Here is a 13,308-nt window from a genome sequence, read left to right on the forward strand (position 1 = left end):
TCCGCCTCCGCAATTCAACAACGAAGGCGACAGATCACGAGCTACAAAAACACGACAACTTCACGCGCTATGGACAGCCTGCGAACGCCGATCGCTTCGACCGCCGCGGCCGGTTCAGCGTCAACGATATCGGGGTCGATCTGCTCGACGGGCGCGCACGGTTCTACATCTGCGCGTCCGACGCCATGAGCCGTTCGTAACGCTCCCCCGCTACGGGCCGCCACTTTCCTGCGCCAACCTACGATTTTTTGCGATTTCGCGCACTCGAAGATAGCGCTTAGTCGCCTCGAGGTCAGCCGTTGGAGGTCAGGCTTGCGGGGCTCTCGCAATCCGAGGTCGCCGAGGTGGGCGGCGTATCAGTCCCCACCTTGAAACGAGCGGAAGCCGGTGGCCCTATCAAGGTCGCAAATGACACGATCGAAGTTATAGTTGCCGCCCTTGAGAAGGCCGGCGTCGGGTTCATCCCGGAGAATTGTGGCGGAGCCGGCATGAGGATGAGAGGCGAACGAAGAAATAGAAATAATGTCGCAATGCAAGCCCGTGAATTAGCCGCAACTCGAACCTACATGAACGAGGTGTATCGTCTTCCCTTCGATGGAGTTCCAGATTGAGCGTAGCGTTTACCAAGGAAGAGAGCGCCGAAACCGCGTCCGAGACGCTGTTACCGAATCGTCCAATTTCGTCTCACCACAACTTGGTGACTGAAGCAGGATTGAAGGCCCTGGAGCTTCAGCTCCGGGAGGCGCGAGAGGCCTACGAGGCCGCACAGCGGATTGAAGATGTCAATGAAAAGCGGCGGCAGGCGGCAATCCCCTTGCGTGATATCCGCTATTTCGTGGAAAGGCTCCGCACGGCTCAGGTGGTTGCTGATCCGGCGTCAACTGACACAGTGGCCTTTGGAAGCACCGTGACTTTCAAACGTGCTGATGGGCGTGTGCAAAAATATCGCGTCGTGGGAGAGGATGAAGCGGATGCCAGAGCCGGCTCGATTTCCTTTGTGTCTCCGGTAGCGAAGTCTCTGATGGGGAAAGCCGTGGGAGATGTCGTCGGTTCCGGTAGTCAAGAACTTGAGATTGTCGCCATAGCTTGAGCGGTGGACCTCCGCCGCGGCCAAGTGAGACGCGGTGTTCTGTTGCCCCTATTTCATCTCATCTCCGTAATCGACCGCCAGGAGCAAAACGGACTGACCTTAGGGAAAGCCCGTCCAAGGCAATTGAAGCGGCCGCACACCATCTGTCTGCGAGATAGCGAGCCGCCTACAATAGTGCCGTATCTTTGTCGCTGAGTGTCGGTGTTGATCAGGTTTGTCTGCTTTCGCGCTCTGAGCTTGAGATCTTCTCTGGCGGAGCGGGCAGTATTTTTGGAACGTCGGTAGGACCGCGGGCTATCCTCGATGCGTCAGGGCTTGTCGGGCCTCGATTTGTCCGAGCGCGCGCGACAAAATCGCTTGAAAACCCGCTAGGTGTTTAGTCCCGCCATTTGGCAAAGCGCCCTGATTCGGGCCGCAGGTAGGGAATGCCTTCGGCAATGTTGCGGGCGTCGGTCGCCCGCATGCGCAGTAACGATTGCAGCGGAGTAGCCGATAGCCCAGGCATCGGCTCGTCCGAGATGACCTGCCCAGCCAGGCTGGTAAGAAGAGCCTGGTAATGCGGCTCCGCGACGGCTCGCGTGACTTGCCGGCTCGCCAGCCAACGCAAAAGACGAACGAGCGCCACGATTTCGAGCGCGCCGGGTCGTCGGCGGCATGAAAACGTCACAAGCGCCAAGGCGACCAGCTCGGCCGTCGGGAACCGACCAAGCGTCCGTTCAAGCGTTGTCTTCAGAGACTTGGCCGCTTCATCGTCGGGTCGCGTACGCGCGACGTGGCTGGCAAGCGCGAGGGCTTCATCAAACCGGCCGACAAGCTGCAGGACGCGCGCCAGAGCAAGCGCGGCGGAAGGATCCGATTTGCGCGTGCGTACGAACTGCGTGAGCTCTGCAATGCCCCGATCCACCTCACCATTGGCAATCCTAACGCGGGCCAGGATTTCGCGCGCGCCAAGATGCGCTGGCGCATAGGCGAGCAGATTGTTGCAGCTGGCCTCCGCTTCCGGCCAGAGTCCGTCCCGCGCCACGGCAACGGGCCAGATGCAAGAGCCTCTGCTGTGTCGAGCGGGGCGCGCAGATGCGCGCGTTCCGCAAGGTCGAGCGCCTCGTCGAAGCGGCCGAGCAATTCGTCGGCGATGCCCAAGATCAGTGACGAGGCCAGCGTGCTCGGGATAGACGGTCGCCGGTTCCGCCAGCATCTCGAACGCAAACTCGGTCCGTCGCCGCGCGAGCGCCAGTGTGGCCTTTTGCATTGAGCGTATCCGGATCGTTCGCTCCGACACTGATATCATTCAGCACCGCCTCCGCCTTATCTAGACGGCTGGCGGCAAGGAACTTCTGCGCCGTTCTCAAACGGTCTTGCCAGGTCGGAGCTGGAATGCCAGTGGTCAGCATGCGCGCTAAGCGACCGTCACACGCTTGCCGTCGAGGCGGAGATCCTCGCTGACGGCGATGACCTTGCTGTGGGCCGTCTCGGAGGCAATGCCGGTGACCTTAATCGCCTGGGTTTCGGTCTGCAGTGAGTCGATACGGTCGATGATGGCGATACGGTCTACCGCCTTTACCGTAAGCAACTCGGCGCTTGCTTCCTGGATCCGCGCCGAGCTGCGGAAACGCTCCGCGATCAAACTGTAAAGCTTGCCGATCCAGGTGGCCTTGTCTGCGAGCACGGCAAGCAGTTTAGCCTGCAGATCGATAGTGTCTGCGCGCAAGGACATGCGCCGGCGCCCGGCGATAACGATGGTTTCGCCCTCGATCGACATATTGCCACCTCCGGGTAAAGCGACCTTGCCCCAACTGGCAGCCGTCCGCTCGAGCACGGCCAGGACGAAGGCTTGCCCCGCATCGCTGAAGAGCAACACGAGGTCCTGTGGAATCGGCCGAACGAGACAGCCGACAGCCACCGCCGCCGTGTGACGAGTGCCGGCGACTTCGACCTCTGCCGCCGCGCCATTTTCGTCGACTGCCGCGACACGGGCGGTGTGATGCCCAGCGTCAAGCAGGCGCTCGGTTGTCGCCAAGAGGTCAGCGTTTGTGGCACGGAAGGTCATTGTCATCTTCGTACTCCAGCCGTCTACAGGCACAGCACCGCACGCCAGTTTTCTGCCTTATACCGGCCAGTGGCGGTCTCAAGCTCACGTACTTTAGTCACAGCCCGGAGCTGATCGGCGCTTAATTGGCCGGTTTCCACTTGTGCATCTGCCACTTGCACGCTCGTCTCGCACCACGTTCCATCGAACTTGAGGCTTTTCACGTCGGCATCGTCCACCACCTTCCACTTCGCAACCCCTATTATCCAGCATTGACCGAGTTGCGAATTGACAGGCTTTTTGATCGAGGCTAGCAAATTCCGTTCCACCGGCTGCCGCGACAATTGCGCGAAACGACGTCTTTTCGCGCGCAAACAACCGCTGGTCCTGGTCCGATTTTCTGACAGCCGCACAACGCCTGTCGGGTTCAAAACGAAGACCGCCGTTTGCGAACACGGGGGCACAATAGTTTCGAGCACAGCTTCCTCTGGCGACCCCGCCGGGCCCAGATTTCCGTCGCGGTGCTTGGCGCCTGTCTCTATCTCCGCGCCAACCGCAACAAGCACTCCGCCAGGGAGAGGCTGACTAGGGTCAGAACTCATCAATTTCTCCGCACTGACAATATGATCCTGCTTCGCTTTTGGAAGCAGCTGGGATCGTGCGAAAGAATCTATTTGGCTGAACGACGTACGTTGTTCGATTTCTGGCAGCGGGACGACGCCTGTCGGGCTCCAGACACCGGCTGTCGTCTCCCGCCTGCGAATTGTTTCAAGTGTAATCAGCCGCTTAAACGGGGCGGATGCCGTTGGTGCGGCAATTTTTCGCTCATAGGAGGAAGACGCGGCTGCTTACTTCGTTGCTGTCCCCGGAAAGCGCGAATGCGAGCACCTGCCCGTACCGTTTTGCGGGACCCCTGAGCGAGCGCAATCGCCAAAAACGTACCGCCGGTCCAAGCGGCAATCAAGGGGCCCAACGATCGGCGGCAGGCGATTCAAGCTGGGCGCGTGTCGCGCATGATGCGGCGGCGGCAGCCGCCGGTGACGTGAGACCCCAGCGTGATTTTGCTAGCGTCTCGAGTCACAACTTCGCAATCTTAGATTCGCTTCAGGTTCGCGTGACTGTGCCAGGGGTGGAGGCAAATAGCGACGGAGCATCTAATGGCGGTCTAGCAATTTGCCCCCTGACAGTGAGCGATGATGAGCGCGCCGAACTGAAGTCGCTGAGGATGCGGCGGAAGACGGCGCCCGCGCTGGCTCTAAGAGCCCGGATCGTGCTGACCTGCGCGGCAGGTGCTCAGACATTTCAAGTTGAACGAGCAGGCAATGGGTTCGAGAACTGCTCTGGATTGGGCCACTCGTTCACGTCCGCCAACGCGGTCGCCTGTATCAACCACGCGCGCTTGATGAGTGGCAGCAGCGCCTCTTAAAGGAAGAGATCATAGCAATCGCAGTGTGCCTCAATGCTGTGTACGACGACGCGAGCTCGATCCGGCATACGCTCCACGAGGTGGCGCGCGGCTGCTTCGCCGGCGCTGGTTAAACTATCGAGGACGCGGATGAGTTCTACGCGGGTATCTGCTTTTGCGATGTTCGATCTCTACAACCCGGGCGAGTTCATCACAAGTTCGTTGTCATCGACGCAGAGGGCGAGAACCCGATTGTACCGGGTCGACAAACGTCAGCGGGAGCACGACGACGAAAACTTACTGGAGATCTCGAAGTGCCCGCGCATCGCAGGCATCTGCATGGCCGAGTTCCTGCGCCTGTACGAACATTAGCGGGTGCGCGTTAAATAAGACATCAAGACATTCAAGCTCACGCCTGGCTCTGCAGTCGCAAGGTCCTTCAAGCCGGGCGCTCCTTTAGGCCAAGGCGCGGTCTTGAGCAGCTGTCGGGGCTGCCTCCAATCAGAAGATGATGCGTTAGCAGGAACCCTTGCGCTTGCAGCTGCCGCGAGTGAGTCAACGCATGACATCAGCCCAAAGAACCCTTCGATGTCCTGCCATTTGCGACAACTGCGGTCGTAACTGTCGCTCCGACTTGAACTGCCCAACGCCCCATATCCAGCAATCTTGAAGGCGTGCGTTGTTCAGCCGCCTTCAAATCCAGCAACCAGAGTCATGATAAGGCCTAGCGAATTATTCGGGGTTGCCTCCCCTCGTCCGGCGCCCAACTGCGCCGTGTAGGGCCGAGCGCGGATGTACAAATTTGTCGGCTGGAACGGCCTCGGCAGGACGCCGATTCTGCTCAATGCGCCGATCAGAGCGTCGGGAGCCGGTTGGAGCCCGTGGTCCCAGCCCCCGCCGACGACACGTCCGAAATCCCACATTGACCACCGACCGCCGAAATCCGAGCGCGATTTCGAAGCCCCGGCAAACGACAACGTCGAGACTTCTAACTCCAGACGATGGTGGCCCGGCTTCATTATCTGCTCGAGCGTGGCTTTGCAGCCCAAACCGCGTTGTTCAACGAGCTTGAGGTCGATGCATCATAAGGACGCTCCCTTCTGGTCCCCATTCGACCGTGTAGGGTTCACCATGTATGTAAAACATGGCATTGGGACCACCTGGGTCGGCAAAAGCCCGAACTCTCCCAGTATGCCGAGTAGGAAGTGGTCGGCCGCTCGGGGGCCGTGGGTCCAGCCAAAGCCGACTCTCTCTCCGATATCGGGTAAATACGGTCGCTGGTAATGTGCCCCTGAACGGCCTACCGCGGATGGTGTTTCCCGAGGCCTAGCAGACGACGATGGCCCCACTTCATTCATTTGCTCAACTCGAAGCTCGGGCTGCTGCCCTAACTCGCTGTATCCAGGGGTTAGGATAAAGTTTTCGCCTTCCGGATTGTTCGGGGTCACGAGCCATCGCCCTGGCCACAATATCGCGGCATAGCGCATACCGTTGATAAGCACACTTCGCGGCCGCAATAGCGCCGGCAGAAGGCCGCTTTTGCGCAATTCCGCAATCAGTATGTCCGGGGCAGGGCCGCCCAATCCGAGGGGACGTAAGCTCCGAAATCACGCTTTGCCAGCCCAGCCCCCGCGCCGGCTGCAAAGGTCCCGAAATCCGACGGCATAGTGGGTGCCAGTGGTAATGAGGATGGCCCGGCTCCATCGAAGTCCTGAAACATCACGCGGCTCTCTCGGGCCCAGTTCTCGAAATCGAGGTCCCGAAGCATGTCTCGCAAGTTCAGGAGACGGTTACGAAACCCACCAATCGCGGGTACGTCGCGCCCTATATAGTCGGCGGCATAGGCTTGCACATCAGTATCCAACGACGGCAGCGCAATCCGGTCGGCCATTGCGGGCCTGTTGGTCTCGCGGATCCACCCGAGGAAATCGTACATATCGCCTGCGGCAATCTCGGCGCCGCGGGAGCGGCGGTTCGGGAGCTTCTCACTAAGCCAGTTCCAGAAGTCCTCACAAAGCTGCCTATCCACGTCATAGGGGCCGGGCACCTCATTGGAGCCGCCGCTGCTGTCACTCACGCGAACCTCCGTTGAGAAATCCGATTGCAGCCTCAAGGCGCGCTCGCTTGATCCGCAGCGCGCACGTCGCGTGAGTTCGCTTGCGGCCAGTATCCTTCGAATTGAAACCCAGCCGCGCGATCCACTGCTCCAGCCTATTTGCGAGCAATCCTCCACCCCCACAGTCCGCAAGTCGTTAGCGCCACAAATGCTGCGATGACCAAAAGGAATCTGACGACGTTCACCATCAAAACGTCTCGACAGTCGTTCTCGCATTCGCTCATAAAGGCAACTCTATTGGAGAGACAGCTAGTCGATCGGCTGCCGAATAATCCTGGATGGAGCTGTTAGAAACTCAAATCGCCGGCTCATCTGTGCCTCCTCTGCTCGTCGCGCCCAAATTTCTTTCCTGGTTTGCTCGCGGATCGGAGCCCATGTCTGTTCTGCTGCTCGCGTAATCTCGGCGGCGCTCTCGATAGCTCCGGGCCTCGGACTCGCATCCAAGACCACTTTCAAGCAAGAGCCACAGTCTTCGGTGCCGCGTCTGGCCCTGAAGTGGTCATAACGCGCCCGCTCTTTCCAGCGCAAGGCGCGTCGAGCTTTTCTGAGACGCTGAGGTTAGAAGAGGCTGGGGTCACTTTGAGCACAATGCCAAAAAGTGAACGGACGGATCTGTCACGTTAGTTCGGTCACAAACACATTTGTTCGATGGTCCACATGTTTGTTTGCTTCGCCGGGGCGGTCTGGAAATCGGTATCCATTCGGCGCAGGCCGCAGGGGCACCCGGTGAGCAGTCCACGACTTTCTTTGTAGAACCTGATCGGCTCGATCAGGCTTTCGATTGCGAAGTCCGTGAACGCCTCGACGCCGTCTTCGCCGAAGCCATAGACTCAGATCACCGCGTGCTCGGTCTCCATTTCAATCGAGATGTAGCCAATCTTCGTCTTCACCGAGGTCCGACCGGAGGTGATGGCGTGATGGACCTTGTTCACGTGCGTGGTCATGCCGCTCGAGCGAAGAGCGTTGATGCCAGCGTCGAATTCCAGGGCGGAAGCTCATCTAGCCGTGAGCTAGGTGGGCGCCGATGCGAGTAAGGACACCGGCCAGCCAAGCTTGTTCGACGCCGTTGATTTTTGTCGTTTATGCCAACCTCCCGAACTCTCCCGAATGGCTTTGACAAGAACTCATGGTTTGCACGCACTTGCGGCTGGTCAAGCGGGTGTCGTCCCAAATCTATAGTCAAGAAGTCATAGCCGACGGCTACGTGCGAGAGGATATGATCTATGGCGATCACGGCCCTGAGTTCGTTAACGGCTCGCCCCCGAAGCGCTTAGTCATTCAGGTTGCGTGCCCCCCGAACGGAAGTTCTCATTAGCGGCCTTGGCCTCCGAGGGCTCGCTTTTCCCTCGTGTAGCACAACGCAATAACATTGCACGGTTGCGAGGAGAGACGAACCAATTCGCAAATGATCAGAATCGCCGAGCATGGGCACGCGCTTTGTGTCCGTCTTCAGACGCATCGCGTTTCAAATCCGTCAGCCTTGAGAGCAAAGACGACATCGCCAGCGAAAAACCGCAGACAATGCACGTCGCGTCCACTGGCCTAGATCCTGCAACCGTAAGCGCGTGGAAGCGGCGCCAACAACATCGGCCATTCGGGCTTCGTTCCAAGATGGCGCGCGCGTTGTGTTTCGTGAGGTGAGATGCGATCTGGAGTTCTTTGTTGGGGTGCAGCAACAGCTGCGCTCGTTGCAAGCGGTGCGGTCAATTCGACAGATCTTAAGCCCGCAGTAAAAATCCCATCGCTGCTGTGGAGCTGGACCGGAGGATATTTCGGCGCGCACGTCGGCGGGGGCTACGGCCGGACATCATTCACTGATCCGTACGGTTCGTCAGTCTATGGGGATGTCGTCGATACGCCAGTGTTCCTGCTGGGAGGCCAGATCGGCTACAATTGGCAGAAGGACAGCTGGGTTTTTGGTGTTGAAGTGGACGCCAGTGGGGCTGCGTCGGACGGTACAAACACCTGTCTTGCCGCCTCCGGATTTGTCGTGAGCGCAAACTGCAATGCGAGTCCAAACGTCTTTGTCACCGGGACTGGTCGCCTGGGTTATGCGTTTGGCTCGCAGGGCCATACGCTTGCCTATCTCAAAGGAGGCGTGGCCTGGCAACACAATCAGGGCAATGTCGTCAACAACGATGAATTTCGTGACGAAGAGCGCCCCGATGGCTGGGCGCCACAGAATGCCACCCATTTTGAGTATGGTCGGCTCGGCGGCACAATCGGCGCGGGCGTCGAGCAAGCGCTCACGCCTGCATGGTCCGTCAAACTTGAGTACGATTATCTGTGGTTCGGCGGACCAGGGGTGGCAACCCCTCCGACTGTACGGCTTCCGTTGGCAACGGTCCCAGCCGACATCACCAGCCTGTCCAGCAGCTATCACATCGGCAAAATCGGTCTGAACTACCATTTTGATGCCGACCCGCGGATACCAGGATGGTCCGATACGCCGCTATACGCGGCAACGCCACCCGTCAGCGCGCCGCCGGTTGCCTTCACTCGCGGATGGTCGCTGGAAAGCGGCACACGGTTCTGGCTGAGCCGAGGAAGGTTTCAATGGGACCACGGGGGCGAAGTCACAGGGAGCGATCTCCTATCAAGGCTCACCTATCACAAATTGGATGGAATCTCCGGTGAGTTGTTCGAACGTGTGGACAGCCCCTGGGGGATATTCCTGAAGGGCAATATCGGCCTCGGGCGCTTCAACAACGGAAATATGAACGATGAAGATTGGGGCGTTGCTGATACCCTCGCCTATTCCAACACGACATCGGGCCAGACGAACGGAAGGTTCATGTATTACACGGCCGATGCGGGCTACGATTTCTTGCGCGGCACCGCCTTCAAGGTCGGTGGGTTCATGGGCTGGACCTATTACGGCCAGAAATCCGACACGACGGGATGCGCGCAGATCGGCTCCTCGTCTCCAGCGCCATGCCACCAAACAGTCGGCGGTGACACTGTCATCGGCAGCCAGGACACTGATTGGAATGCGCTGCGCATCGGCCTCAACGCTGAGACCATGTTGCTCGATCGTTGGCGCGTGAGCGCCGATGTTGCTTACCTGCCTTGGACGGATTTCCAGGGTCGCGACAACCATCTCCTGCGCCCTGACACGACCTTCGCCGATCAGCGCGGGAGTGGTGGCGGCGGTGTGCAGGTCGAAGGAGTCCTGTCCTACTTCATCACCGACAATTTCAGCGTCGGTGTTGGGGGTCGCTATTGGGCAATGTGGACTCCAAGATACAGCAAGGCAACCTGCACCGGCTGCGATGGGGCGGGCATCATTACTGAACCTCTCCCTGGGAAGTACAGCATGGAACGATGGGGCACGTTCCTGCAGGCCTCCTACAAGTTTGACTGAAACTGCTCGCTCGCCGGTCTAAGCTTCGGAAGCCGCGACTATAGATGACGAAATCGCGGATCGTGGGGCTCGAGTCGGGCGAAACCGAGAATCAAGCTGCGAGCTTTCGGGCAGTTCCAGCCAGAAAGCTTGCATTGATTTGCTGAAGCTGAAGACCGGGCGCGTGGGGCAGTGTAGCGTTCCAAACCATCGTTTGATGTCAGAGCGCCCGCCGCACTTCGGACGTCACTAACTCTCTGCAAGGTGGAACGTCTGACGCAGTCCTGCCATTTTCAGGTGCGATTTGTCTGCCACAGCCCGCCAATTCCTAGCGATTGGAAAGGATCATCTCGGTCCGCTCAGCGTTACCTTCGTATCCATCCGAGCTAGGCCGCGGAGAGGGGCTCACCGATTCCACCGCTTGAGGAGTTCGGGGTCTTCCTTGTGCATCCTGATGAGCTCCGTCAGGTTTTCGATGCCGAAGTCGGTGAACGCCATGACCTGGTCGTCACCTATGCCGTAAACCCAGATGACGCCATCCTCTGTGTCCATTCCGTTGGCCACGTCCCAGAGCCAGTCCTCGTCTTCGCTGAGGTCTTTTGCGACGCGAGCGATGGTGAAGACGGCGTGAACCTTGTTGACGTGCATGGCTACGGCGCCTGGGCGGAGGACCTTGACGCAGGAGGCGTCCAGTTCCAGGGCAACAACTCGTGCAGGCGGTTCTGCGGCATGTCGGCGATGCGCGCGAAGACGTCGGCAAGCCAGGCTTTCGGGTCGATGTCGTTGAGACGCGCCGTCATGATAAGCGTGGCCATCACGGCAGCCCGCTCGGCGCCGCGATCAGAACCGGCGAACAACCATGCCTTTCTTCCCAGAGCCATCACCCGTTCATTCTGCCCATGTGGGGCAGGAGCTGGAAGTTCATTACCGCTGGCATCCCTATTTTGGCTGCAAAGTCGGCATCCGGCGCGTAGCGCAGCGAGCAACCGGTCGAGCGTTATGGGTCCGGCGGGCGTGGTCGTTACCATTGCCGACTGGATGCTCGATCCCGTCATTTGCGCCGGGATGCCCGTGGGGACGCCGCGCGTGGATCTTGCGGCACTTGTTGAGCTGAAGCGGCTGTTGATGGGCGCCGCCAACACGACAGACTCCCGGGGCGATTCCGAAATCGTTCAGGAGATTCACCATGACGTATCCCAAGCTGCCGTCGACAACAGCGAGCCGGCAGATGAACCTGCTGTTCGACGCCAAACGATCCGAAGGGCTGAGTCGCGCGGAGCAAGACAGAGTCGTCTTGATACTGGCTCAGATATTGATGCAGGCGGCCGGCCTCAACGTCGAGGAGCTTGAAGATGACAAGCTCTGAGCTGATTCCTGCGGCCACTCTTGAACGCAAGGCAGTCGTATATGTGCGCCAGTCGACGCAATCCCAGGTCATGACCAATCTCGAGAGCCAGCGGCGCCAATATGACCTGGTTGACGTTGCCCGCCAGCGCGGATTTGTCGACGTAGAAATCATCGATGACGATCTTGGCCGATCGGCAAGCGGGACGGTGGCGCGGCCCGAGTTCGATCGCCTGGTCGCATGGCTCTGCGCCGGCAAAGTCGGTGCAGTCTTGTGCTTCGACGCGTCGCGGCTTGCCCGCAACGGTCGCGATTGGCATCACCTGCTCGAGCTGTGCGGGCTCGTCGATGCCCGCGTCATCGATCTCGACGGCTCGCTCGAAGGCGAGCCGGGGTGAGCTGCGACTGTCAGTTCCGTTCGGCTATGTCTGGCATCGCGAAGTTGGACTTGGTCTTGATCCCGACCTCCGCCTCCAGGAAGTGATTCGACTCGTCTTCATGCGCTTCCGCCAACTTGGCAGCGCGCGCCAGGTGCTGCTTTCGATGAAAACGATCAGATCCATTTCCCCAGGCCCTCCGATGAAGGCTGCATGACCAGCTTCGAATGGATGCCGATTCGTTATCGCAACGTCATCGCGGTTCTCAAGAATCCGTTCTATGCAGGAGTCTATGTTTACGGGAAGAGCGAGAAGCGCACCGCCATCGTCGATGGGAGGGCGCGGCGAAGCTACGGGCACAGCAAACCCTTTGGGCCGTGGGAAGTGATGATCAAGGATCATCACGAAGGCTACATCACCTGGGACGAGTTCGAACGCAATCAAAAGCAGCTCGCCCTCAACAATTACGGCCGTGCCGGTGGTGTCAAGACCGGGCAAGGCGGAAGAGCGCTTCTCTCAGGCATCATGACCTGTGGACGATGCGGACGGAGGCTCGGCGTCGCGTACACCGGCAATCCACAAAGCCGACCGGTCTATCGCTGTAACAAGCCAAACCTTATGATGGGCTTGCCTCGGTGCATGACCTTCGGCGGTCCGCGGGTTGATTCCGCGATCGCGAGCGAACTGTCGGGCTGTGGAACCAATGGCGATCGACGCCGCGTTCAGGGCGGAACGGATGTATCGAGAACAAGAGGAAGACCAAAAGAGAATCCTGGATCTGGAACTGCAGCAAGCGCGCTACGAGGCAAGCTTGGCCGAGCGTCGCTATGCCTCTTGCGATCCTGACAATCGCCTCATCGCGGCACAGCTGGAGAAGAATTGGGAGATCGCGCTCCGCCGCGTCCGCGATCTGGAGGAACGTCGGCCGGCCACAAAGCAAGCAGAGATCGGAGTCAATCCGAATGCGTTTGCCAATTTGGCAGAGAACCTCTCTGAGGCGTGGAATGCGTCAGGCGTTACGATGCGTGCACGCCAACAATTGCTGCGGGCTTTGATCGTCGACATCATCGTCGATGTCGACGAAGAAGCGCGTGACGTCGTGCTTACGATTCACTGGCGCGGCGGCCAACACTCCGAACTGCGCGTGCGCAAGCCGCCAACCGGAGAACATGGCTGCGCGACGACCGAAGATGCGCTGGCCGTCATGCGCAGCATGGCCGGTCGCTGGTCAGACGAGCATATCGCTGCTTCGCTTAATCGGATGGGCCTCCCTACCGGTCAGGGCAAGTCCTGGACGGCGCATCGTGTCTCTTCAGTTCGCCGCGTGCGCGGTATCCATGCCTACCGATCTGCGGAAAAGGATGGCGAATGGTTGACCTTGACCGAAGCGGCTGCGGCGTTGCGCGTCACAAGTCACACGATACGCCGTCTGATCAAATCCGGTGTACTGCCGCGGTGCAGGTCGTTCCGGGCGCGCGATACCAGATTCGCGCCGACGACTGGCGTCGGAATCGGTCAAATCTGCCGTGGCCCGAAAAGGTCGCCCGTGTCGCGTCGACGACACGGACACGATTCCAATGTTTACAGACACTTGATGAAGGAATGCA

At 59.4% G+C, this 13,308-nt stretch carries 10 protein-coding genes and 2 pseudogenes; 6 read left to right on the forward strand and 6 right to left on the reverse strand.

Going from position 1 to position 13,308, the window contains the following annotated elements; genetic code table 11:
* Positions 1–299 precede the first annotated feature (299 nt).
* Together J6497_RS11925 and greA are read left to right on the forward strand one after the other, a co-directional pair.
* Entirely contained in the window at positions 300–611 is a 312-nt protein-coding gene (locus J6497_RS11925) for a helix-turn-helix domain-containing protein (protein WP_225704466.1), read from the forward strand.
* Positions 608–1,090, forward strand: coding sequence for a transcription elongation factor GreA (gene greA / locus J6497_RS11930; protein ID WP_225704467.1), 483 nt, complete (start codon positions 608–610; stop codon positions 1,088–1,090). Before J6497_RS11925 ends, greA begins: the two co-directional genes overlap by 4 nt.
* Before the next feature lie 376 nt (positions 1,091–1,466).
* Here greA and J6497_RS11935 read toward each other — a convergent pair whose 3' ends face one another.
* The 3 genes from J6497_RS11935 to J6497_RS11945 all read right to left on the reverse strand — a co-directional run bounded on the left by J6497_RS11935 (position 1,467) and on the right by J6497_RS11945 (position 3,718).
* The gene (locus J6497_RS11935; RefSeq protein WP_225704468.1) at positions 1,467–2,114 is read right to left on the reverse strand and encodes a tetratricopeptide repeat protein; all 648 of its coding nucleotides are present in this window, start codon (positions 2,112–2,114) and stop codon (positions 1,467–1,469) included.
* A 372-nt stretch (positions 2,115–2,486) separates the two neighbouring features.
* Entirely contained in the window at positions 2,487–3,143 is a 657-nt protein-coding gene (locus tag J6497_RS11940) for a DUF3540 domain-containing protein (RefSeq protein WP_225704469.1), read from the reverse strand.
* A 17-nt stretch (positions 3,144–3,160) separates the two neighbouring features.
* Positions 3,161–3,718 (reverse strand): hypothetical protein, encoded by a 558-nt coding sequence (locus J6497_RS11945; RefSeq protein WP_225704470.1) that lies wholly within the window; start codon positions 3,716–3,718, stop codon positions 3,161–3,163.
* A gap of 983 nt (positions 3,719–4,701) precedes the next feature.
* Here J6497_RS11945 and J6497_RS11950 point away from each other — a divergent pair.
* Positions 4,702–4,893 (forward strand): hypothetical protein, encoded by a 192-nt coding sequence (locus J6497_RS11950; RefSeq protein WP_225704471.1) that lies wholly within the window; start codon positions 4,702–4,704, stop codon positions 4,891–4,893.
* 1,183 nt (positions 4,894–6,076) lie between these two features.
* Here J6497_RS11950 and J6497_RS11955 read toward each other — a convergent pair.
* The gene (locus J6497_RS11955) at positions 6,077–6,598 is read right to left on the reverse strand and encodes a hypothetical protein (RefSeq protein WP_225704472.1); all 522 of its coding nucleotides are present in this window, start codon (positions 6,596–6,598) and stop codon (positions 6,077–6,079) included.
* Between the two features lie 1,681 nt (positions 6,599–8,279).
* Between J6497_RS11955 and J6497_RS11960 the strand changes: the two genes are divergently transcribed.
* Complete coding sequence (locus J6497_RS11960; RefSeq protein WP_225704473.1) at positions 8,280–10,001, forward strand: outer membrane protein; 1,722 nt, start codon at positions 8,280–8,282, stop codon at positions 9,999–10,001.
* Between the two features lie 384 nt (positions 10,002–10,385).
* Here J6497_RS11960 and J6497_RS11965 read toward each other — a convergent pair whose 3' ends face one another.
* Both J6497_RS11965 and J6497_RS11970 read right to left on the reverse strand, forming a co-directional pair.
* Complete coding sequence (locus J6497_RS11965; protein WP_225704474.1) at positions 10,386–10,628, reverse strand: hypothetical protein; 243 nt, start codon at positions 10,626–10,628, stop codon at positions 10,386–10,388.
* 2 nt (positions 10,629–10,630) lie between these two features.
* Positions 10,631–10,867, reverse strand: a pseudogene (locus J6497_RS11970) (transposase domain-containing protein); the annotation flags it as partial.
* A 299-nt stretch (positions 10,868–11,166) separates the two neighbouring features.
* Between J6497_RS11970 and J6497_RS11975 the strand changes: the two are divergent.
* A complete protein-coding gene (locus tag J6497_RS11975) occupies positions 11,167–11,346 on the forward strand; it encodes a hypothetical protein (protein ID WP_225704475.1) in 180 nt (59 codons plus the stop codon).
* Positions 11,333–13,296, forward strand: a pseudogene (locus tag J6497_RS11980) (recombinase family protein). The gene J6497_RS11975 and the pseudogene J6497_RS11980 overlap by 14 nt, the downstream one beginning before the upstream one ends.
* Positions 13,297–13,308 lie beyond the last annotated feature (12 nt).

The sequence above is a fragment of the Bradyrhizobium cenepequi genome (assembly GCF_020329485.1).
In the GTDB taxonomy this organism is placed as follows: Bacteria; Pseudomonadota; Alphaproteobacteria; order Rhizobiales; family Xanthobacteraceae; genus Bradyrhizobium; species Bradyrhizobium cenepequi.

What these genes read in the sequence shown, in the direction of transcription:
- J6497_RS11945 (WP_225704470.1), bottom strand. Translation starts at nt 3,718, where the DNA reads ATGAGTTCTGACCCTAGTCAGCCTCTCCCTGGCGGAGTGCTTGTTGCG.
- J6497_RS11950 (WP_225704471.1), top strand. Translation starts at nt 4,702, where the DNA reads ATGTTCGATCTCTACAACCCGGGCGAGTTCATCACAAGTTCGTTGTCA.
- J6497_RS11960 (WP_225704473.1), top strand. Translation starts at nt 8,280, where the DNA reads ATGCGATCTGGAGTTCTTTGTTGGGGTGCAGCAACAGCTGCGCTCGTT.
- J6497_RS11965 (WP_225704474.1), bottom strand. Translation starts at nt 10,628, where the DNA reads ATGCACGTCAACAAGGTTCACGCCGTCTTCACCATCGCTCGCGTCGCA.
- J6497_RS11940 (WP_225704469.1), bottom strand. Translation starts at nt 3,143, where the DNA reads ATGACAATGACCTTCCGTGCCACAAACGCTGACCTCTTGGCGACAACC.
- J6497_RS11975 (WP_225704475.1), top strand. Translation starts at nt 11,167, where the DNA reads ATGACGTATCCCAAGCTGCCGTCGACAACAGCGAGCCGGCAGATGAAC.